General features: G+C 52.3%; 17 protein-coding genes. 11 read left to right on the forward strand and 6 right to left on the reverse strand.

Going from position 1 to position 20,838, the window contains the following annotated elements; all coding sequences use genetic code 11:
- Positions 1 to 268 precede the first annotated feature (268 nt).
- The 3 genes from dapF to carB all read right to left on the reverse strand — a co-directional run bounded on the left by dapF (position 269) and on the right by carB (position 4,601).
- A complete protein-coding gene (dapF, locus tag KK062_RS16235) occupies positions 269 to 1,042 on the reverse strand; it encodes a diaminopimelate epimerase (protein ID WP_254085375.1) in 774 nt (257 codons plus the stop codon).
- Positions 1,043 to 1,062: 20 nt separating this feature from the next.
- The gene (locus KK062_RS16240) at positions 1,063 to 1,260 is read right to left on the reverse strand and encodes a hypothetical protein (RefSeq protein WP_254085376.1); all 198 of its coding nucleotides are present in this window, start codon (positions 1,258 to 1,260) and stop codon (positions 1,063 to 1,065) included.
- 524 nt (positions 1,261 to 1,784) lie between these two features.
- The gene (gene carB, locus KK062_RS16245) at positions 1,785 to 4,601 is read right to left on the reverse strand and encodes a carbamoyl-phosphate synthase large subunit (protein WP_254085377.1); all 2,817 of its coding nucleotides are present in this window, start codon (positions 4,599 to 4,601) and stop codon (positions 1,785 to 1,787) included.
- Positions 4,602 to 4,823: 222 nt separating this feature from the next.
- On the opposite strand from carB, the gene KK062_RS16250 reads away from it, so the two are divergent.
- From KK062_RS16250 to KK062_RS16260, 3 genes are read left to right on the forward strand one after another with little or no spacing between them, the layout of a single operon-like run.
- A complete protein-coding gene (locus KK062_RS16250) occupies positions 4,824 to 6,518 on the forward strand; it encodes a GMC oxidoreductase (RefSeq protein WP_254085378.1) in 1,695 nt (564 codons plus the stop codon).
- A gap of 9 nt (positions 6,519 to 6,527) precedes the next feature.
- Positions 6,528 to 7,898, forward strand: a complete 1,371-nt coding sequence (locus KK062_RS16255; protein ID WP_254085379.1) for a 3-keto-disaccharide hydrolase — start codon at positions 6,528 to 6,530, stop codon at positions 7,896 to 7,898.
- Positions 7,899 to 7,903: 5 nt separating this feature from the next.
- A complete protein-coding gene (locus KK062_RS16260) occupies positions 7,904 to 9,241 on the forward strand; it encodes a Gfo/Idh/MocA family protein (RefSeq protein ID WP_254085380.1) in 1,338 nt (445 codons plus the stop codon).
- A 71-nt stretch (positions 9,242 to 9,312) separates the two neighbouring features.
- Here the strand turns inward: KK062_RS16260 and KK062_RS16265 are convergent, their stop codons facing one another.
- Positions 9,313 to 10,116 carry a nuclear transport factor 2 family protein gene (locus KK062_RS16265; protein WP_254085381.1) on the reverse strand — a complete coding sequence of 268 codons (804 nt, stop codon included), beginning with the start codon at positions 10,114 to 10,116 and terminating at the stop codon, positions 9,313 to 9,315.
- Positions 10,117 to 10,437: 321 nt separating this feature from the next.
- Between KK062_RS16265 and KK062_RS16270 the strand changes: the two genes are divergently transcribed.
- The 4 genes from KK062_RS16270 (at position 10,438) to KK062_RS16285 (ending at position 15,043) form a co-directional block, all read left to right on the forward strand.
- Positions 10,438 to 12,864, forward strand: a complete 2,427-nt coding sequence (locus tag KK062_RS16270) for an ABC transporter permease (RefSeq protein ID WP_254085382.1) — start codon at positions 10,438 to 10,440, stop codon at positions 12,862 to 12,864.
- A gap of 25 nt (positions 12,865 to 12,889) precedes the next feature.
- The gene (locus KK062_RS16275; protein WP_254085383.1) at positions 12,890 to 13,360 is read left to right on the forward strand and encodes a hypothetical protein; all 471 of its coding nucleotides are present in this window, start codon (positions 12,890 to 12,892) and stop codon (positions 13,358 to 13,360) included.
- A 132-nt stretch (positions 13,361 to 13,492) separates the two neighbouring features.
- On the forward strand, positions 13,493 to 14,686 hold the full coding sequence (locus KK062_RS16280) for a homogentisate 1,2-dioxygenase (protein ID WP_254085384.1): 1,194 nt from the start codon (positions 13,493 to 13,495) through the stop codon (positions 14,684 to 14,686).
- A 153-nt stretch (positions 14,687 to 14,839) separates the two neighbouring features.
- Positions 14,840 to 15,043, forward strand: a complete 204-nt coding sequence (locus KK062_RS16285; protein WP_254085385.1) for a hypothetical protein — start codon at positions 14,840 to 14,842, stop codon at positions 15,041 to 15,043.
- Between the two features lie 137 nt (positions 15,044 to 15,180).
- Here the strand turns inward: KK062_RS16285 and KK062_RS16290 are convergent, their stop codons facing one another.
- Entirely contained in the window at positions 15,181 to 16,227 is a 1,047-nt protein-coding gene (locus tag KK062_RS16290; RefSeq protein ID WP_254085386.1) for an RluA family pseudouridine synthase, read from the reverse strand.
- Positions 16,228 to 16,369: 142 nt separating this feature from the next.
- Between KK062_RS16290 and KK062_RS16295 the strand changes: the two genes are divergently transcribed.
- From KK062_RS16295 to KK062_RS16305, 3 genes are all read left to right on the forward strand, one after another.
- Positions 16,370 to 16,618, forward strand: coding sequence for a DUF3253 domain-containing protein (locus KK062_RS16295; protein WP_254085387.1), 249 nt, complete (start codon positions 16,370 to 16,372; stop codon positions 16,616 to 16,618).
- A 78-nt stretch (positions 16,619 to 16,696) separates the two neighbouring features.
- Positions 16,697 to 17,578, forward strand: coding sequence for a hypothetical protein (locus KK062_RS16300; RefSeq protein ID WP_254085388.1), 882 nt, complete (start codon positions 16,697 to 16,699; stop codon positions 17,576 to 17,578).
- Positions 17,579 to 17,597: 19 nt separating this feature from the next.
- On the forward strand, positions 17,598 to 18,500 hold the full coding sequence (locus KK062_RS16305; RefSeq protein ID WP_254085389.1) for a hypothetical protein: 903 nt from the start codon (positions 17,598 to 17,600) through the stop codon (positions 18,498 to 18,500).
- On the opposite strand, the gene KK062_RS16310 is transcribed toward KK062_RS16305, so the two are convergent.
- Positions 18,493 to 19,830 carry an MATE family efflux transporter gene (locus KK062_RS16310; RefSeq protein WP_254085390.1) on the reverse strand — a complete coding sequence of 446 codons (1,338 nt, stop codon included), beginning with the start codon at positions 19,828 to 19,830 and terminating at the stop codon, positions 18,493 to 18,495. The two genes, KK062_RS16305 and KK062_RS16310, sit on opposite strands and share 8 nt — an antisense overlap.
- 194 nt (positions 19,831 to 20,024) lie before the next feature.
- Between KK062_RS16310 and KK062_RS16315 the strand changes: the two genes are divergently transcribed.
- Positions 20,025 to 20,831, forward strand: coding sequence for a hypothetical protein (locus tag KK062_RS16315; protein ID WP_254085391.1), 807 nt, complete (start codon positions 20,025 to 20,027; stop codon positions 20,829 to 20,831).
- Positions 20,832 to 20,838 lie beyond the last annotated feature (7 nt).

Here is a 20,838-nt window from a genome sequence, read left to right on the forward strand (position 1 = left end):
CCCGCGGCAGCGTATCACAGCTAAACCGGTGGTAGAAAAAACGGATGATAAAGAGCGATCAGCCCTGTTTAGGGGGCTTAAAGTTAAATTGTTTTTTGAGATTTCAGGGGGAGCAATAACAGTTCCAACGCTTCTTTAAAGATCATTTTGGCAGGAATGACAAGAAAAAAATCGGAAACATGCCAAGGGGACCGGCATGCCGACGCCGATGTTCCTATACTCGGACGGTTTTTGGGGAAATGGGAAATTATGTCAGCTTTTGAAAGCGCTAGATTTCTACATCGCCTTCAAAGACACATTGCGCAGGGCCGATGAGATAGACATTTGTAAAGCTGCCATCGCCTGCCCGGGTAAACTCTACCGATAGCTCGCCGCCCAGCGCCTTGATTGCGACAGGTGAAGAATAACCCTTCAGCGCTGCGGCCAATGCCGCCGCTGTAATGCCAGTACCACACGATAGTGTTTCGTCTTCAACACCGCGTTCATACGTGCGGACAAAAAGCGTGTTGTTCGGCAACCGTTGTACAAAGTTGACGTTTGTACCGCCCGGTTTGAATGCGTCGCTGTAGCGGATCTTCCGCCCTTCGTCTACCACGGGGTAAGCCTTTACGTCGTCGACAAAGCGCACATAGTGCGGTGAGCCGGTGTGAATAAAGTAGTCGTCGCCGTGCCGGGTGTGGCTGGCCACGTCGCCCATGCGCAGCCGGATAATGCCTGTCGGCAGGAGCTCGGCGTCGTGGGGACCGTCGTAGGCTTGAAAGGTGGCCGCCTTGTCGAGCAGACCGAGCTGCGCGGCCATGTGCACCGCGGCGCGGCTGCCGTTGCCGCAGAGGCTCTGAGAGCCGTCGCTATTATAATATTCCAGGTGAAAATGCAGGGAGGGGTGTTTTTCGATCAGCATCAGCCCGTCCGCACCTACGCCAAACTTCCGGTGGCACAGGCGTGCGATCTGCTCCTGGGTAAGTTGCAGGTTGCCGGCACGGTTGTCCACCACCATAAAATCGTTTCCAGTTGCCTGGTATTTATAAAAATGAAGTCTCATGAATGCCTCCCGGAACGGGATTATTTGATCTCCTCGTAGTCTACGTAGTCGCCGCCTTTTACGCCACGTTTCTTCGTTTTTTTGTACGAATCGGCGTCTTTTTGCTGGTTTTTGTAATTCTTCAGTTCCTGCGCCGCTGCGCCGGCCCGGAAGAAGAATGAGCCTATTTTGTAGAAAACGTACGAAATGATGCCAATTATTAAAAGGAATCGAAACATAGCTGCTGTTATTAAAGCTTAACAGAAACGTAAAGGTAGAGGTTCGCCGCCAAATCCCCAACCGTCAGAAAATTGCGACTGGTGCGCACACGGAGCAGCTCTCTCGATCAAACGTCTCACTTATAGAGACGAATTCAAGCCACTATTAGTTTATAGATATACCGGAAAATTGGGTTTTTGCCTCTCCTACATGGTAGCGTGTCCGGCGTTCTCTTATAATTGATAGTGTAGACCATACGTTATTGCGATTGCATTTTAAAACCTAAAAATTATATATGTTATCCGGACAACTTTGCGCCGGTACGTGCGACGTGGACGTGCAGTATGAACTCGAGACAATCGAAACGTTTACGATTGTAATACAATAAGACGCAGACGAACGTCATGTCCTGAAAACAGGCTGCCCGGTGAGGAGCAGCCTGTTTCTTTTTACGAAGTATAGAAAGAGGAGTGTAAAACAAAAGAGGTTCTCGCATAAGCAAGAACCTCTTTTTTTTGTTTTATCAGGGTACGTGTATCGGCGCCTAGCGGCTCAGATACAAATTCCGCTCCGAGTAAATCTTCATGAAATAATCGTCCATCAAATCGTCGATGAAGTAGATCGACTCACCGGTAGACTTCATCTCAGGACCAAGCTCCTTGTTCACATCGGTGAACTTATGGAAAGAGAACACGGGCTCTTTAATCGCATAGCCTTTGCGGGTCGGGTTGAATGTAAAATCTGTTACCTTCTTCTCACCCAGCATTACTTTTGTGGCGTAGTTCACATACGGCTCATCGTAGGCCTTGCAGATGAACGGCACTGTACGCGATGCGCGCGGGTTAGCTTCGATGATATATACCTTGTCATTCTTGATCGCAAACTGAATATTGATCAGACCAACCGTTTGCAGCGCTACCGCGATCTTATTCGTGTAATGCTCGATTTGTTTGATCACCAGGTCACCCAGGTTGTACGGCGGCAGTACCGCGTAGGAGTCCCCGGAGTGAATACCCGCCGGCTCGATGTGCTGCATGATGCCGATGATATACACATTCTCGCCATCGCAGATCGCATCGGCTTCTGCTTCAATCGCCCCGTCGAGGAAGTGATCTAACAGCACCTTGTTGTCGGGCAGGTGCTTCCAGATATCAATGATGTGGTGCTCCAGCTCTTTCTCGTTGATTACGATCTTCATGCCCTGGCCACCCAGTACGTACGAAGGGCGGACCAGTAGTGGGAAGCCAATGGTCTTACATACTTCCAGTGCCTCCTCGGCATTGTTGGCTACTCCAAATTCCGGGTATGGTATACCGAGATCTTTCAGCAGGTTTGAGAACCGCCCGCGGTCTTCTGCCAGGTCCAGTGCCTCGAACGAGGTGCCGAGGATTTTAATGCCGTATTTCTCCAGCTTCTCCGCCAGCTTCAGTGCCGTCTGACCGCCCAGCTGCACGATCACACCTTCCGGCTTCTCATGCTCGATGATGTCATAGAGGTGTTCCCAGAATACCGGCTCAAAGTATAGTTTATCAGCAATATCAAAGTCTGTTGAAACCGTCTCCGGGTTACAGTTGATCATGATGGTTTCGTAGCCACACTCTTTTGCGGCCAGGACACCGTGCACGCAGGAGTAGTCAAATTCTATACCCTGACCGATGCGGTTCGGGCCAGAACCCAGGACTATGATCTTCTTACGGTTCGATACTGTTGATTCGTTTTCTTTGTCGAATGTCGAGTAGTAGTAAGGTGTCTTTGCTTCAAACTCTGCGGCACATGTATCTACCAGCTTGTAGACACGCTTGATGCCGAGCTCGGTTCTTTTCTTAAATACTTCGCTCTCGTAGCAGTCCAGCATGTGTGCGATCTGACGGTCGGCAAAGCCTTTTTCTTTCGCCTTGCGCAGCAGGTCGGTGGGAATCGTTGACAGCTCGTACGTTGTGACTTCTTTTTCGAGGTCTACCAGCTCCTCGATCTGTTTCAGGAACCAGCGGTCGATCCGCGTTAGCTTCTGAATGGTCTTCATGGCAATGCCCAGCTTGATCGCATCGTAGATGTGGAACACGCGGTTCCAGCTCGGATGCTCCAGGCTATACAGCAGCTCGTCTTGGTTTGTGAGCTCCTTGCCGTCTGCACCCAGACCGTTGCGTCGGATCTCCAGCGACTGGCAGGCTTTCTGCAGCGCTTCCTGGAAGTTGCGGCCAATGCCCATGGCTTCGCCCACTGACTTCATTTGCAGACCCAGCGTGCGGTCTGTTCCGGGGAACTTATCGAAGTTCCAGCGCGGTACTTTCACGATCACATAGTCAATCGCCGGCTCAAAATAAGCCGACGTTGTGCCCGTGATGGCGTTTTTCAATTCGTCCAGGTTGTAGCCAATCGCCAGTTTGGCGGCAATTTTGGCGATAGGATATCCCGTAGCTTTCGAAGCCAGTGCCGACGAGCGTGATACACGCGGATTGATTTCGATGGCGATAATATCTTTGTCGTCGTCAGGATTCAGTGAGAACTGCACGTTACAGCCACCCGCGAATTGGCCAATGCCGTTCATCATCTTGATGGCCAGGTTCCGCATGTTCTGGTATACGGTGTCTGGCAGCGTCATGGCCGGTGCGACCGTAATAGAGTCGCCGGTGTGAATACCCATTGGATCGAAGTTTTCGATCGAACAGATAATGATCACGTTGCCTGCGCTATCACGCAGGAGCTCGAGCTCGTATTCTTTCCAACCCATGATGCTTTGCTCGACCAGCACCTCGTGAATCGGCGACGCGTGCAAGCCGCGGTTCAGCGCTTCATCAAAATCTTCGGGGGCATTTACAAATGCGCCACCTGTACCGCCCAATGTATACGAGGGACGAATAACCAGGGGAAAGCCGATGTCCTGCGCAATCTCTTTGCCTTGTAGGAAAGACGTTGCGGTACCACCTTCACAAACGCCAACATTCAGCTCCAGCATTTTCAGACGGAACTTCTCGCGGTCTTCGGTTGTCTCGATCGCCTTGATGTCAACACCGATGATGCGCACACCGTAGTGCTGCCAAATACCCGCCTTATCGCATTCAATGCAAAGATTCAGCGCGGTCTGACCACCCATGGTCGGAAGAACGGCGTCGATGTGATGGCGCTCCAGGATCTCGCGAATTGACTTCTTGGTAAGCGGCTTCAGATATACGTGGTCGGCCGTCACTTTGTCAGTCATGATCGTGGCCGGATTGGAGTTGATCAAAACAACTTCAATACCTTCCTCGCGGAGTGAACGGGAGGCCTGCGAGCCGGCGTAATCGAATTCACAGGCTTGCCCAATGATAATAGGACCGCTACCGATGATCAGTACGGAGCGAATACTTCTGTCTCTTGGCATTATCGTAGTGGAATGGGATGTACAAAATTGCGCAAAAATATAACATGGCATGGAATCGTAAAGGGATTGGCCAGATTAAATATTCCCTGTAGGGGAGCGAGCCGCCAAATGCCGTCATATCGATGAGTTCGGCCGGAGGCAACCCGACACTGTTACCGTTTGAAAAACTTATTTTCATCGTTCAGTAGGTTTTTTACATCTTTTGATTCGAAAAGAAGTGTTATGAATTTGAACCTGAGGGCGCGCGCAGCAAACACCTATGATGCCATCGTAGTGGGATCGGGTATCAGTGGGGGATGGGCGGCAAAAGAACTGTGTGAAAAAGGACTGAAAGTGTTGATGTTGGAACGCGGCCGCAACGTCGAGCACCCCAACTACCCCACCACGGCCAAAGATCCGTGGGAAATTGCGTATGGCGGGCGGCTGACGCGGGCAGAAAAAGAAAAAAGCCATGTGCAGGCACGACACTACTCGTTTCGGGGTGACAACAAACACTTCTATATAAATGACCTCGAAAACCCCTACACCGAAGTTCAGCGCTTCGACTGGGTGCGCGGCGACGTCGTCGGCGGCCGCTCCCTGCTGTGGGGACGCCAAAGCTACCGGTGGAGCGACCTCGATTTCTCCGCCAATGCCAACGATGGCCACGGTGTAGATTGGCCGGTGCGCTACAAGGATCTTGCGCAGTGGTACAGCTACGTCGAGTCGTTTATCGGCGTCAGCGGCCAGGCGGAAAAGTGGCCCACTTTACCGGACGGCAATTTTCAACCGCCCATGGAAATGAATTGCGTTGAGCAACACTTCCGGGCGGAAATGCAGAAGAAGTTTCCGGAGCGGCTTGTCACCATCGGCCGGGTAGCGAACCTCACCGCCCCCGTAAAAGGCCGGGGTGTATGCCAGTCGCGCAACCTTTGCCACCGCGGTTGTTTGTACGGTGCTTATTTCAGCACCAACGCCAGCACGCTGCCCGCAGCATTTGCCACCGGCAACCTTACGCTGCGGCCACAGTCACTGGTTAACCGCGTGCTGTACGATGAGCAAGGAAAAAAAGCCACCGGCGTGGAAGTGGTAGACTCCACTACCGGTACCGTAACGGAATATAACGCACGGCTTATTTTCCTGAATGCGTCCACGTTGGGCACCACGTTCATTCTGTTGAACTCAACGTCCGGCAGGTTCCCGAACGGGCTGGGCAACGACAGCGACCAGGTGGGACGAAACCTGATGGATCACCACAAACACGCCGGCGCATATGCTGATGTCGAAGGCTTTGAAGATCGTTACTACATCGGCCGGCGTCCCAATGGGCTGTATGTGCCGCGGTACAGGAATCTACACGAGCAACGGACTGACTATATCCGTGGCTTTGGTTATTTAGGTGGAGCATCGCGCGCAGGCTGGGGCGACCTGAACGGGCAGGACGTAATCGGCGCCGCGCTCAAAACAAAAGCGCAGACGCCCGGCCCGTGGCACTTCAGTCTCAATGGCTACGGCGAGTGCCTGCCTTACGCCGAAAACAGGGTAACGCTGAATACCTCCGTACAAGACGTGTACGGACGCCCCACGCTTACAATCGACTGCTCCTTTAAGGACAACGAAAAGGCTATGCAACAAGACATGGCCAACTCGGCAGCCGAAATGTTGGAAGCGGCGGGCTATAAAAATGTAAGACCGTACGTCAAGACCTCGTATCCTGGCAACGCCAACCACGAGATGGGTACCGCCCGCATGGGCAAAGACCCAAAGACCTCGGTGTTGAATGCCTTTAACCAGGCACATGCCGTGCCGAATGTATTCGTCACTGACGGGGCGTGCATGACGTCTAACGCGAGCGCTAATCCGTCGCTGACCTATATGGCGCTGACGGCCCGCGCGTGTGACTACGCCGTAAAAGAACTTAAACGACTAAACCTATAACAACGTAGCATGAAACGACTTATCGTATGGCTGTTCGCCTGTTCTACCCTGGCGGGCTATGCCCAGAAGAAGGATAAAGACTGGCGGCCGCTCTTTAATGGTAAAGACCTGACGGGTTGGAAACAGATCAATGGCAAAGCGCCCTACAAGGTTGAAAACGGCATGATCGTCGGCACGACGATAGACGGCTCGCCAAATTCCTTCCTGATGGCCGATGGGACGTTCGGCGACTTCATACTCGAGCTCGATTTTAAAATGGACGACGGCACCAACTCGGGTGTACAGTTCCGCAGTGAAAGCAAACCCGACTACCTCGACGGTAAGGTATTTGGCTATCAACTGGACTTTGATCCCAGCCCGCGCAAGTGGTGCGGCGGTATATACGACGAATCCCGTCGTCAGTGGCTCTACCCGTTGGACTATAACACAGCGGCGAAAAGCGCCTATCGCAATACCCAATGGAACAGCGTACGCATTGAAGCTATTGGCAACAGCGTCCGCACATGGATTAACGGTATACCGTGCGCCAACCTGGTGGACGACATGACGCCGAAAGGCCTGATCGCGCTGCAGGTACACGCCGTCGGCAAAGGCGAGACGGCCGGTAAACATGTATGGTTTAAAAACATCCGCATCAAGACCGAAAACCTGCAACCGTCACCCATCGACAATATTTACGTCGTAAACTTTGTGCCCAACACGCTGACAGAACAAGAAAAGAAAAACGGCGTCGTGCTGCTGTGGGATGGTAGGACCACCAACGGCTGGCGCGGTACAAGCAAAGATGGCTTTCCCGAAAAAGGCTGGGAGATTACAGATGGTACCCTCAGCGTTGTAAAGTCCGCCGGCGCGGAGTCGCAGAATGGTGGTGACATTGTTACAACAGACGAATACGCAGCGTTCGACTTACAATTCGAGTTCCGCCTGACGGAAGGTGCGAACAGCGGCGTGAAATACTTCGTTACCGAAAAGGAAAAAACACAAGGCTCGGCCATCGGCCTGGAGTACCAGGTACTCGATGACGAGAAACATCCTGACGCCAAGCTGGGCGCCGTAGGCAATCGCACCCTGGCATCGCTGTACGACCTCATTCCTGCCAATCGCAACCCGCGTGGTGTGCATAAAATCGGTGAGTGGAACCTGGGTCGTGTTATTGTATATCCCGACAACCGCGTAGAGCACTGGCTGAACGGTTACAGAGTGGTGGAGTACGTGCGCGGCAACAACATCTACAAAGCCCTGGTGGCGCGTAGCAAATATGCACAGTGGGAAGACTTCGGCATGGCCGAAAAAGGCCACATCCTGTTACAGGATCATGGCGACCGCGTGTCCTATAGAAGTATCAAGATCAAAAACCTTAAAATGACCAACAACCCCTGAATCCTATGAGTCACTCGAGAAGAGATTTTATTAAGAAAGCATCGGTCGTTACCCTGGGCGCGGCGGCCTTTAGTGCAAAAAGTTATGCAAACATCATCGGTGCCAACGACCGTGTACGCGTAGGCGTCGTAGGCTTCTCCGACCGCTTCCGGCAGTCCTTGTTCCCGGCTTTTCAGAACCACTACCAGGAGCTGAACTTCGACATCGTGGCCGTCTCTGATTTGTGGAAGAAACGTCGCGAAGAGGGCCAGGCCCTCCTGAAAGAAAAATTCGGACACGACGTCCAGGCGTGCGTCAACAACGACGAGCTCTATAAGATCAAAGACCTCGACGCAGTCATCATCAGCACGGCCGACTTTCAACACGCGCTGCACACCATTGAAGCTGTAAAGGCCGGCTGCGATACGTATACCGAAAAGCCGTTTGCCGAAACGATGGAAGATGCCCGTGCTGCACTGAAGGCGGTAAAAGAATCGAAAAAGATCGTGCAGATTGGATCGCAGCGTCGCAGTGGTAAAAATTACCACGCGGCGGCGAAGTTCATCAAAGAAGGAAAGTTCGGTCCCATTGTCATGGTAGAGCTAAGCTGGAACGTAAACCAACCCGGCCGTTGGCGCCGTCCGGCACTGGTGGCAGAGCTGCGCGAGCAAGACACCGACTGGAAGCGTTTCTTGCTGAACCGTCCCGTCGAAGCCTTTGACCCGCGCAAGTATCTGGAGTACCGTCTCTTCTGGCCATACTCGTCCGGCATGCCCGGCCAGTGGATGAGCCACCAAATCGACACCGTACACTGGTTCAGCGAGCTGAAGCACCCGCGCAGCGTTGTAGCCAACGGCGGCGTATACTTCTGGAAAGACGGCCGTAAAAATTGGGATACCACCACCGCCGTATTTGACTACGGCGATGACAAACAGGGCTTTCAGGTACAGTTTACGTCCCGCATGATGAACGGCGACGAAAGCCCCGCCGAGATATACTACTCCAACGGCGGCGAGCTTAACCTGAACACCAACAAAGTGTCGGCGCGCGGCGGGCTTAAAGAAGGCCCTGCGGCCGCGATGAGCATGAAGCCCAACCTGCTGGCCGACATGGACCTGACTATGACGGCCGAGAAAGTAGTGGCTTCCGCCAACACGGGTGGCGACCCGCTTACCTCCGCGCATATGCGCAACTGGATGGAGTGTGTGCGCAGCCGCCAGGAAACCAACGCACCGGTAGAGGCTGGTTATTCACATTCTATCGCCACCATCATGACTAACGCCGCGGTGCGCACGGGCATGAAGGCCACCTTCGACGAAAAGACACAAGAGGTGATGGCCGGCGGAAAAGTTTTTAAATACTGATTACTACGTTAGTTTCTCAACCACGGGCAGAGGACGTTATGTTCTTTGCCCGTAGTTTTTTATAGTGTCCACTACTGCATGCGCGGTGCTTCTTCTACCTTACCGCCTCGTTCGTATATAATAACCCTGGCGATCTGCTTGTTCTCTTCGACAAATTCAAACTGGAGATCGCGGTTCCGGAGAAAGAACTTCGTGGTTGTCTCCGGAAAAGCCATTACCTGGAAACTCGACGTTGTTATTTTTAGGGCGTTTCCTTCCTGCTGTACAGTAATGGTACCGGCTTTTGATGAGTTATAATTTCCATTCAAACGCCTGAGCTTCGCCGGGGATACCGGTATGATCTTCGTCTTTGCGGTATAGACCGCAGGCTTGTGATCATAGCTCAGCACACGCGCCATCTTCCAAACTCCGTCCTTGTTGAGCCACAAGTGACTAAAACGCGCATGGCCGTCCATGTATTCTTTCTTGCCCGCCTCTTGTACATAAAAAACATGCTCGCCCTGGAGAATGGCGCCATATAACGTTCCGCTGTTATACATCGGAAAGAACTTGACCGTGCCGGGCACCGCTTCACGGCGCAGCTGCCAGTTGGCGGTATTGCCACACAACCCCGTGCGGGTGGTCTCGCCAAACTTCTGCAGCCCCAGCGTCGGGCCGCCTTTGTCGTGGTAAAATTCCAGGTCGTCAACAAAGAACAGTGTCATACTGTCGGCGTTGCAGGTATTGTACGCGCGCCAGAAGCGGCTGTCCCGGTGGAGGATTGTCGCTTGTAGTGCGGCGACATCGCCGTGTTGATTAGATTGAGCCGACGCAGGCGTATATAGTATACAACAAACAAGAGCAGCGGCAAGAATACTGGCAAAATGTACTTTCATAGAAACGTTGTTTAAGGAGTTGCACTACGATATCTACTATGATGCCAGTTGCAACAACCGGGTTACACGCACGGAAAAGCGGATTGCTTCCCGAGAAATGTTCACGCCTGAACAAATCGACGTACAGATGTGAACAACGACCGATTCGCCCATGTACCGATCACACACTACACATACATGTGAGATAAGTGCCCGCTCGCGGACATTATTGTTCAGGTATGATCGTAACCGGCCGGTCGATAGTGATAATTTTTTGCTATTGGCGGGTATTTATAGAATGGCACTGGTTTAGTGGTCTTCCTTGATTATTTTCGTACACGTATGCTTCGTAATTATATCATTCTTGCCTGGCGCAACATCCTGCGCAGCAAGGTTTACTCCTCGATTAATATCTCGGGACTCTCCCTTGGTATAACCTGTTGTCTGCTCCTGGCGCTATACATCCAGGATGAAATGGCATATGACCAGCACCATGAGCGGTTGGGCGACCTCTATCGAATCTATACGCACTTCGATAGGGACATCGGCTTTGGCCAGTCCGACATAGACGGGATCTCGCCCCCGATCGCACCGGCCGTACGCGCCGAAGTGCCTGAGATCGAGGTGGCTGCCCGGTACGTCGACGCCGGCAAACAAAGCCTTTTTATCTATGGTGACAAGACATTCTACGAGTCCGACGGTATCGTAGCCGACTCTACCTTGTTCGACCTTCTTACGTACGAATTTCTGGAAGGCAACCCGCATCACGCGCTGGACGATCCAAACACTGTCGTGATCAACGACCACCTGGCGCAAAAGCTTTTTGATGACGAGCCGGCACTCAACAAACTCGTCCAGATCGACCGGCAAGGTGCACCCGTTACCTTTAAAGTCACCGGCGTGATAAAAGACCAGAAAAAAAGCTTTCAACACATCAACTTTGTCACATCCCTTTCCAGCGATGGTCTGAGCCGCGACTTGGTTTCGCAAGAACTCATGGACGAGTGGGCAGGAGAGAACTTTTTCGGCGGGCTGATTCGTTTGGCGCCCGGTTCCGATGTAAAAACGGTGGAGGCTAAGATGAACGCAGTGTTGATTAAATATGGCAGCGAAGACATGAAAGCCCTGGGATTCCAGAAAACCCTGATGCTCGAACCGATCAGGGACGTGTACCTGTATTCACCCATCGGTCGCAGCCCACGCATCCAGTATATCTATGTCATTGCCTCTATCGCTACGTTTATACTTGTGCTGGCTTGTATCAACTTCATGAACCTGTCCACTGCCCGGGCGGGTAAGCGCGCCGCCGAGATCGGCATTCGCAAGGTGATGGGTGCTTTCCGCAGCACACTGATCCGGCATATCCTGGGCGAAGCCATGGTTATTGTATTATTGGCTATTGTTATCAGCATAATGTTGGTGCAGCTAGCCCTGCCGTTTTTCAATTACCTCACCAACAAGACTATTTCTTTCAATTCCGGCAACGTAGGCTACTTTGCGGTGGCGCTGATCATACTCACCGTCATCACGGGCTTGTTAGCGGGCAGTTACCCGGCGTTCTACCTGTCGTCGTTCCAACCGGCGCAGGTATTGAAGGGCAAGCTGGCGTTGAGTAACAACACAGGCTTGCTACGGCGCTCGCTTGTGATCTTCCAGTTTCTCATTGCCATCACCCTGGTTTCCGGCATGATCATTATCTCCCGCCAGCTGAGTTACATGCAGAACAAGAGTCTGGGCTTTGATGCCGAAGCCAAAATCGTGCTGCCGCTTCGCACCGCGGAGGCACGTGGCCGCTACGAAGGCCTGCGCAATGAGCTGCTCAAGTATGAAGCTGTGGAAAAGGTATCGGCCGCACGCTTCATGCCCGGCAGCCGCGTCTTTGGCGACATGATATTTTATACCGAGGGTGGATCAATGGAAACGGGTCGGACCAATTTCCGCAACGAAGTCGATCAAGGGTACATCGAGCTATTGGATATCCCGATGGTGGCTGGGCGCACCTTTACCAGCAACCGCAAAATGGAAAGCCAGAACAAAGTGGTCATCAATCGAGCGTCTGCTAAACAATACGGCTATGAGCCGGAGGAAATGCTCGGCAAAAATCTGTACTTTGACTGGGGCAAAAAATATACCTTCGAAGTGATCGGCGTCATGGAAGACTATCACCATATCTCTGTTCGTGAGGAGATCAAGCCACTCATCTTTGTTATGCCCGACACCATCGGACGCTACGAAGTAATGGTTGCCAGTCTTCGTTCCCGTGGTGACTTCCAAAAGGCCGTGGCCGGCATCGAAAAGATCTGGAAAGCACAGGTCGACAACACACCATTTGAATATTCCTTTCTGGACGAGAATGTTCAGAAGCAATATGACGACGATCGCCGCGTGTCGAGCATCATTACCGTATTTACCTGCATGGCTGTGCTGATCTCCTGCCTGGGTTTGTATGGCCTCTCCACGTACATGGCGGAGCGCCGGTTCAAAGAGATCGGCGTGCGCAAGGTCATGGGTGCCAGCGTAAAACAAATCGTCACGCTCATGTCCTCCGAGTTCATTAAACTGGTATTGGTAGCGTTGGTCCTGTCGGTGCCCTTGTCGTGGTACCTCATGGACCTGTGGTTGCAAGGATTTGCCTATCGGATTTCCATCGATGTGCTTATATTTGTTTACGCTGGAAGTATCGCGTTGATCATTGCCCTGATCACCGTAAGCTTCGAGTCGCTCAAGGCTGCTTCGGCAAACCCGTTGAATGCCTTGCGAAACGAGTAAAACATAGCCGTACAACCCAATCCGAATGAAAATAAACATCCTCGCCGGTGCATTGGCACTCGCTTGCGCCGGCTGCCCGCCGGCGCACCAACCCGAATCCCAGGCCCCGAAAAACAACGCCATGGGCACCTGGCAACTTGTAGCCAAGACCACATACATTGGCGATACCGTCAAGCACGATAAAATTGAAGGCACGCGCACTATCAAGATCATCAACGACACCCACTTCGCCTTCCTCACCCACGAGGCACCCATACCCGGCGACACTGCCAAGACGGCCCCTGTGTTCGTAGCCGGCGGCGGCAGCTACACCTTGCGCGATAGCATTTACACCGAAGTGCTGGAGTATTGTAATTTCCGCGAGTGGGAAAACCACGAGTTCACCTTCACGCTGAAAGTGAAAGGCGACAGCCTTATCCAGTCGGGCGAAGAGAAAGTGGAAGCTGCCAACATCAACCAGACCATCGTCGAAAAATACCTGCGCGTTAAGCCTTAACAAAGCAGTATACTTCGCAAAAAGAGGTTTTGCCAAATAAAAAACGGCAAAACCTCTTTTCATAAAAGAGCCTTTGGAACTGCTTAGAGGCTGGTAACGATTGCGTAATTTGGTGCATAAACCACAAGATCTATGTACTATTACCGATTGGGCAACATTCCTCCCAAGCGCCACACGCAATTCCGGCAACCCGATGGCAGCCTGTATAAGGAAGAGCTGGTAAGCTCCGAAGGATTCTCCGGCATCTACTCCAACTTATATCATACCTACCCGCCCACGCGCATCAAGGCCTTGAAAGATCCGGTTAAATACGGGCCGACCCGCATCAACGATTACGCCTTGCGGCAAACCCACCTCAATACCTCCAAGGTTGCCACCACCGGCGACGACTACCTGAATGCCCGCAAGGTGCTGCTCACCAACGCTGACTGCTCGATTTCCATTTGCTCGCCCCGCCAGCGCAAAATGGACTATTTCTATAAAAATGCAGAAGGCGACGAGGTACTGTACATACACGATGGCAAGGGCACGCTCATCTCACCCTTTGGCAAGCTTGACCTCCGTCAGGGTGACTATATCGTTATACCCCGCACGGTAATTTATAAGCTGGAGTTTGAAGAAGGCCCGCTGCGGCTGCTCATCATCGAGTCGTCATCGCCAGTCGAAACAGTGAAGCGTTATCGAAACCAACTGGGACAGCTCATGGAGCACTCGCCCTACTGCGAGCGTGACATTCGTCCGCCACACGAGCTGATCACCGATACACGCCCGGGCGAATATTTACTGCAAATCAAAAAGCAAGGATACCTGCATCAGTATATATATGATTACAGTCCGCTGGACCTGGTGGGGTGGGATGGATTCCTCTGGCCTTATGCCTTTTCCATCCACGACTTTGAGCCGATCACGGGCCGCATACATCAGCCACCGCCGGTGCACCAAACATTCCAGGCACACAACTTTGTGATCTGTTCGTTTGTGCCGCGTTTGTTTGATTATCACCCCCAGGCTATTCCGGCTCCCTACAACCACAGCAACATCGACTCCGACGAAGTTTTATATTATGCCGAAGGTAATTTTATGAGCCGTCGTGGTATTGAACGTGGCTCGTTTACACTTCATCCCGGGGGGCTGCCGCACGGGCCGCATCCGGGCACCGTAGAGAAAAGCATCGGCGTAAAAGAGACCCACGAATTGGCCGTAATGATCGACACATTCAGGCCATTATTCCTCACAAGTGATTCCCTGGAGTTCCTCGATGCCAACTATCCCATGAGCTGGACCGACCCCGCTTCGGGACCCTTTCATGAGGTAAATACGCCGTAATAACCTGTCGTTCTGTTGATTCAACGGGTACGGGCGATGAGCGATTTGTTTCCTTTTCGCCCTAAATATTACTACTGTGTTATATACGCATCATTGCCTAAACAAGGGGCATGTGATTTGCGTTTATTGTAGTGTCAAACAACCACTACATGTATGACGAACTTTGATCAGAAACACAAGATTTTGGCGTCGTTAGATTCGCTGGATCAGGAACAGACCCAGCAGGTGATGGCGTACATTAAAAGCCTGACGTACCGTTCGGCGGAAGAAATGTCGCATCAGAAATTTAAGCGCGAAGCAATGAAAGAGATCCGCCAGGCATTGGGTGGTACTCGCAAGATGCGACCGTATTTCTAAACGCCACGTATTCTGACGGCGTACACCGGGATCGTCACCATCCCGGCAGGGAATCATACCCTTTTTAAATACTTCGGTATAAAACTGAAGCAGGAAGTCTGTCTTCTAAAAAATACGCGCTTTACGGGAATACCCTACTAATTAAATTTTACGTAGTGCTCCCACTTCTCTAAGACATCCACAAAGTCTTGCGGCAAAGGTGATTCAAATTGCATAAACTGCTTCGTTACGGGGTGGTTAAAGCCCAGCGTCTTCGCATGCAGTGCCTGCCGTGGCATCAACTTAAAGCAGTTGTCAACAAATTGTTTGTATTTGCTAAACGTGGTGCCCTTCAACACCTGGTCACCCCCATACATGGCGTCATTAAAGAGCGGATGCCCTAAATATTTCATGTGCGCACGAATCTGGTGCGTACGGCCTGTTTCCAACTTGCACTCCACCAGCGAAACATACCGCAAATCTTTTAAGAGGCTGTAGTGCGTAATTGCATGACGGCCCATGGTGCCATCCGGAAAGGACGCCGTAATACGCCGGTCCTTTAAGCTGCGCCCAACGTTCACGTTAATAGTACCCGCCGGCGGTTCCGGTACACCCCACACCAGGGCGTTATAGGTGCGCTCGATTGTATGGTGAAAAAATTGCCGCGCCAAGCCGGAGAGCGTCGCTTCGTCTTTTGCAATCACCAGCAGTCCCGAGGTATCCTTGTCGATGCGGTGCACCAGACCAGGACGCCCGTCATTGCCCTTCATTTCGGGCAGGTTCTGGAAGTGGTATACCAGGGCGTTCACCAATGTGCCACTCCAATTTTGGTAAGCAGGATGTACGACCATGCCCGCAGCTTTATCGACGATCAGCAAGTGTTCGTCCTCAAAAACAATATTCAGGGGGATGTTCTCAGGTGTAACCTCCGTATCACGCGGTGGCTCGGGAAAAGAAACGGTAACGACATCGTTCGGATGCACCTTATAGTTAGGTTTCACATCCTTATCATTTACTTTCACAAAGCCGTCATGAATGCCGTTCTGTACCTTCGTACGGGTCACGTTTGCCATCCGGGCTTGCAAAAACTTGTCGATGCGCAGCAGTGCTTGCTTGCGATCGGCCACAAACCGGTGATGCTCAAAGAGGGAATCATCTTCTTCCTGCTCCTGTCCGCCGGGGGGTACCTCGTCTTCTTCGATCATAATCGCCACAAAGGTAATGAAAGCGGCGTATCAATACCCCTCCGTAGAAGTACGTACGGGCATACTTTTTACAGGAAATATGTATGACGTTGAAACCTTACTGATTGTTGGCTTGTTCCACTTAAACCACCTAACATACAATATGGTCTTTGCTGACGACATCCGGAAAACGATCTTAAAGCTCGCCGAAGAGCGCGGTGGAAAAGGTACGTTTGATGTAGCCGACATAGCCCGCACCATCGACCAGCAGAACTGGCGTATGCTCATCGAGCAGGTTAAGCTCGTCGCCGCCATGCTCGTGCGCGAAGGAAAGATCAGCACGACCCCCTCTGATGCGGCCGCATACATGGCATCCACCAAACGCCCGGGTAAGCCTGGCGCCAAATCGTAGCGCTCCTTTACCTTTTTCCATAAATTCATTTCTTTACCTGCGTGAAATTTCTTTCTTCACGTAGCGAAAACAATCTGTATGAAGAAAATCGCTTTGCTCGCGGTGCTGCTCATCTTAGCATCGTGTTTTTCAAAACATACACCCCCAGGGCCGTCTAATGCCTTTCAACCGGCCCGCAGAGTTTCCATGCTCACCGATAAGACACTCGAGGAAGTATCGGGCCTTGCCGCCAGCATTACCAACCCCGGCTACCTGTGGGCACACAACGACAGCAATTCGGGTCCTGAGGTATTCCTCATAGACACGGCCCTCAACGTACGCCTTACCTGCGTCCTGAAGAATATCGAAAACCGCGACTGGGAAGACATCGCCGTAGGCCCGGGGCCCGATCCGACGAAGCACTATATCTACGTGGGCGAGATTGGCGACAACCTCGCCAAGCATACTTATAAGTATATCTACCGGTTTGAAGAACCCGTGCTCACCTCCGGACAAGCGCGGGTGGAGATAACCGACTTCACCACGCTATGCTTCCGGCTGGAGGACAAAAAGAAAGATACCGAAACCCTGCTGCTCGACCCCGCCACCAGGGACCTCTACGTCATCACCAAACGGGAAGAGCCCGTGCATGTATACCAGCTGAAATATCCCTACGATGGCGGCGATACGCTGGTGGCCCGCAATGTGGCAGCCCTACCGTTAACCCAGTTGGTGGCCGGCGACATCCTGAGCAGCGGCGGCGAGATCGTACTAAAAAACTACAAGAAGATATACTACTGGCCTAACGAGTCCCACTTGCCACCGGTGTCGGCCCTGGCCGAGCTGCCACAGGAAATACCATACGAGGAAGAGCCCCAGGGCGAGTCCATTGCCTGGCGTCGCGACGGCCACGGATTTTACACGCTGAGTGAAACGAAAGGCAAGAAAAAAACGTACCTGTACTTCTACGCGCGCAAATAAATCCTCTCAACCTTCCGACATGAAAAAGCTCTTGCTTCTGCTGTTGCTAGGCACCCCCTGGGTAGCCCCGGCACAAATCCATAGCTTTTATGACACCACCTTCTTTTTGCCCGGCCAGCGGCTGGCAGAATCCAAGGCCCCCAAGCTGCAAGAGATCTCTGGCATTGCTGCCAGCATCCGCAACCCCGGCTACCTGTGGGGCTTGAACGACAGCGGCAACCCGGCCGAAGTGTTGCTTATGAACGACAGCCTCAACATCAAGCTCATCGTCGGCTTTGGGAAAAAGCTCGTCAACCGCGATTGGGAGGATATTGCTGTAGGTCCCGGCCCCGAGCCCGGCAAGTCGTACCTCTACGTGGCCGAGATCGGCGACAACCTGGCGTTGTTCCCTTACAAAATTATTTATCGCTTTGAAGAGCCCTTGCTGGCCGACGCCAAACGCGGCCAACTCGTCGTAAGCGATGTGACCCGCATCGTATTCCGGTTTCCCGATGGCGTAAAAGATGCCGAAACCTTGTTGCTGGATCCCACCACAAAAAACCTATACGTCGTCTCCAAGCGCGAGAATCCCGTACACATTTATACTTTAAAATATCCGTACGACAACGCCGATACACTGGTGGTGCCCATCGTGGCCGAGTTACCCCTGACCATGATCGTTGGGGGTGACATCCGTCCCGACGGTTCCGTGGTGTTGAAAAATTACCGGCGGGTGTTCTATTGGGACAATCCCACCCATAAGCCATTGGAAGAATTATTAAAGCAGGATCCTTCCATCATTCCGTACGAAGAAGAGCCTCAGGGGGAAGCCATGACCTGGCGCCGCGATGGCTCCGGCTTTTATACCCTCAGCGAGCGCAACCCGGGCAAGAAGACTTATTTATATTTTTACAAGCGTCGCGACGAAAAAGCCGCTAAATAGTTTTGGCTTTCCACTTGCCCGAGCGGATGTAGAAGAAGGCCATGCTGAACATCGACGTCCAGTACACCCACTCCGAGCCCCACCCCCAGGTAATGGGCAGATTGAGATATTCAAGCACGATGTATACATACCCGCAGTAAATAAAGATTGTAATAAACTCGATGCGCAGGTTCACCACGGTGTTGCCGGTACCCGTTACAGCATTCAGCCACACCGTGCCAACCGACATGAGCAGCAACGCGATCGAAACAATACGTACCACTGGTATAGCCTCACGTATAAAGTCGTCACCTTGTCCATAGAATGACAGGAACCAGTGCGGTACCAGGTTTAAACAGATAAAGATCACCAAAGAGATCGCAAAGCTGATGCCTGAGATGCGTTTGATGAGCGGCACCACCTCGGGGGTTCTTCCTTGCCCGATAATGTTGCTCACCATCGTGTTGGTTGTGGATGCAAAAGCCCACGAAAAGATGCCAAACAGTCCAAAGATGTTGCGCATGGTGTTGGAGATGGCCAGCGCACGTGCGCCGTGGTGCTCGATGAGGAGGTAAAAATACTCCCAGCTGGCAATGCTGATCGCATACTGTAGAATCAACGGCAGCGACTGCGTCAGGATAAGTTTTGTCATGGGCCAATTGGCCGAAGTGTCGTCAAAGAAGGCAAACGACCGGTGTAAACCTTTCAGTCGGATTACCGCATAGATCACCAACAGGCCTATGCCTTCTGCGATGATCGAGGCATAGGCCGCCCCGTTAAACCCAAGTTCCGGAAAACCGAGCTTGCCATAGATTAAAGTATAATCGAGAAAAATATTCACGACGGCCTCGCTCAGCGTGCCCCACACCAGAAAACGCGTTTGGTTGGTGCCCACCAGTAATGCGTTGCGCATCACATACAGATATAACAGCGGCAGCCCCCAAATGCGGATCAGAAGGAAGTCGATCACTTGTTCCGCAATGATTGGATTGTGAATTACAGTCCGCATCACCGTCGGTGCCAGCATATACGTGATCAGAATGCCAAGCCCGGCGATGCCCAGGGCGATCCACACCCCGTGCAAGAACAGCCGGCCTATTTCATGCGGTAGATTCTGACCAGCCCGGCGGGCAATGAGTGCTTGCAGACCGTTGTTCAAGCCGCTGCCGATCACCGCAAAGATCAAATAGTACACACCCGTAATGCCGGCACTGGCGAGCTCTTGTTCACCCAGCCCGCTCAGAAAGATGTTGTTTGTAATGAAATTGATCTGCGGTACCAACATCGAAAGCGTGATCGGTAACGCCATGCCCAAAATAGACCGATAGCCGGTTTGTAACTTCAATTCCATACGCCCGCAAATATTGGCAATGTGTCTCTCATACAGGTATAGTCAGGCGGAAAGTTTTTATGAAACGAATTTTCGACTCAAACTGGATTGGACCAGCTTACGTCGGGAGTTCCCCCATAAGCATGGGGGAGCTCCTGTGAAACCGAAACCTCAGCCTGCTTTCTTCGTTGTTTAGCTTTCAAACATCCCACTCTATGAAATCAAAAATTTTACTGGTAGGGCTGCTGGGCGCAGCATCCCTGGCGTGGACCATGCCAGTGCGCGCGCAGGGGCTCATGAACAAGCTCAAGCAGAAGGCTGAACAAGCGGCCGAGAAAGCGCTGGACAAAAAAGCACAGGAGAAGACGGGCGTAAACACCGGTGGCTGGTCAGACACACAAAGCACGAGCTCGTCTGGTAGCAGCAGCTCCGGCAATCCCAGCAATAAAGGCGGTGGTGGTCTGGTGACAACACCCCCCGACGTAAAAGCAAACCTGGCCGAAGCCGAAACAGCGTTCAAAGCGACAAGCTATGGCGAAGCACGTTATGCCGTACAGCAAGCCATGCTTGGCGTGGAAATGGAGATCGGTAACAAAGTCTTGTTATCGCTGCCCGAGACCGTCAGTGGTCTTCCCTTCCAGAAACCGTCCGACAAAGTGACCTCTACCGGTTGGGGATGGGTAGGTCTCACCATCGAACGCGAATACCTCAAAGACGATAAGCAACTGCGCACGCTCATTGCCAACAACTCGGCGTGGATGTCGGCCATCAACCTCTACCTGGCCAACGGTGGCTATGCGCAAACCACCGGCGGCGAGCAGAACTGGAAACAAACCAAAGTAAAAGGCCATCGCGCCGTGATTGAATACGATGAGTCGAGTGGTTACAAGCTCAGCGTACCGCTGGGGCAAACATCGCTCATTGTATGGGAAGCTGTCAACTTCGCCACTGAACAAGAGGTCATGACCGCCGCCAATGCGTTTGACATAGACGGTCTCATCAAGACCCTGGGCGAACAATAGCCCGTTC

Origin of the sequence: Dawidia cretensis (assembly GCF_018598175.1) — a bacterium.
In the GTDB taxonomy this organism is placed as follows: domain Bacteria; phylum Bacteroidota; class Bacteroidia; order Cytophagales; family Cyclobacteriaceae; genus Ohtaekwangia; species Ohtaekwangia cretensis.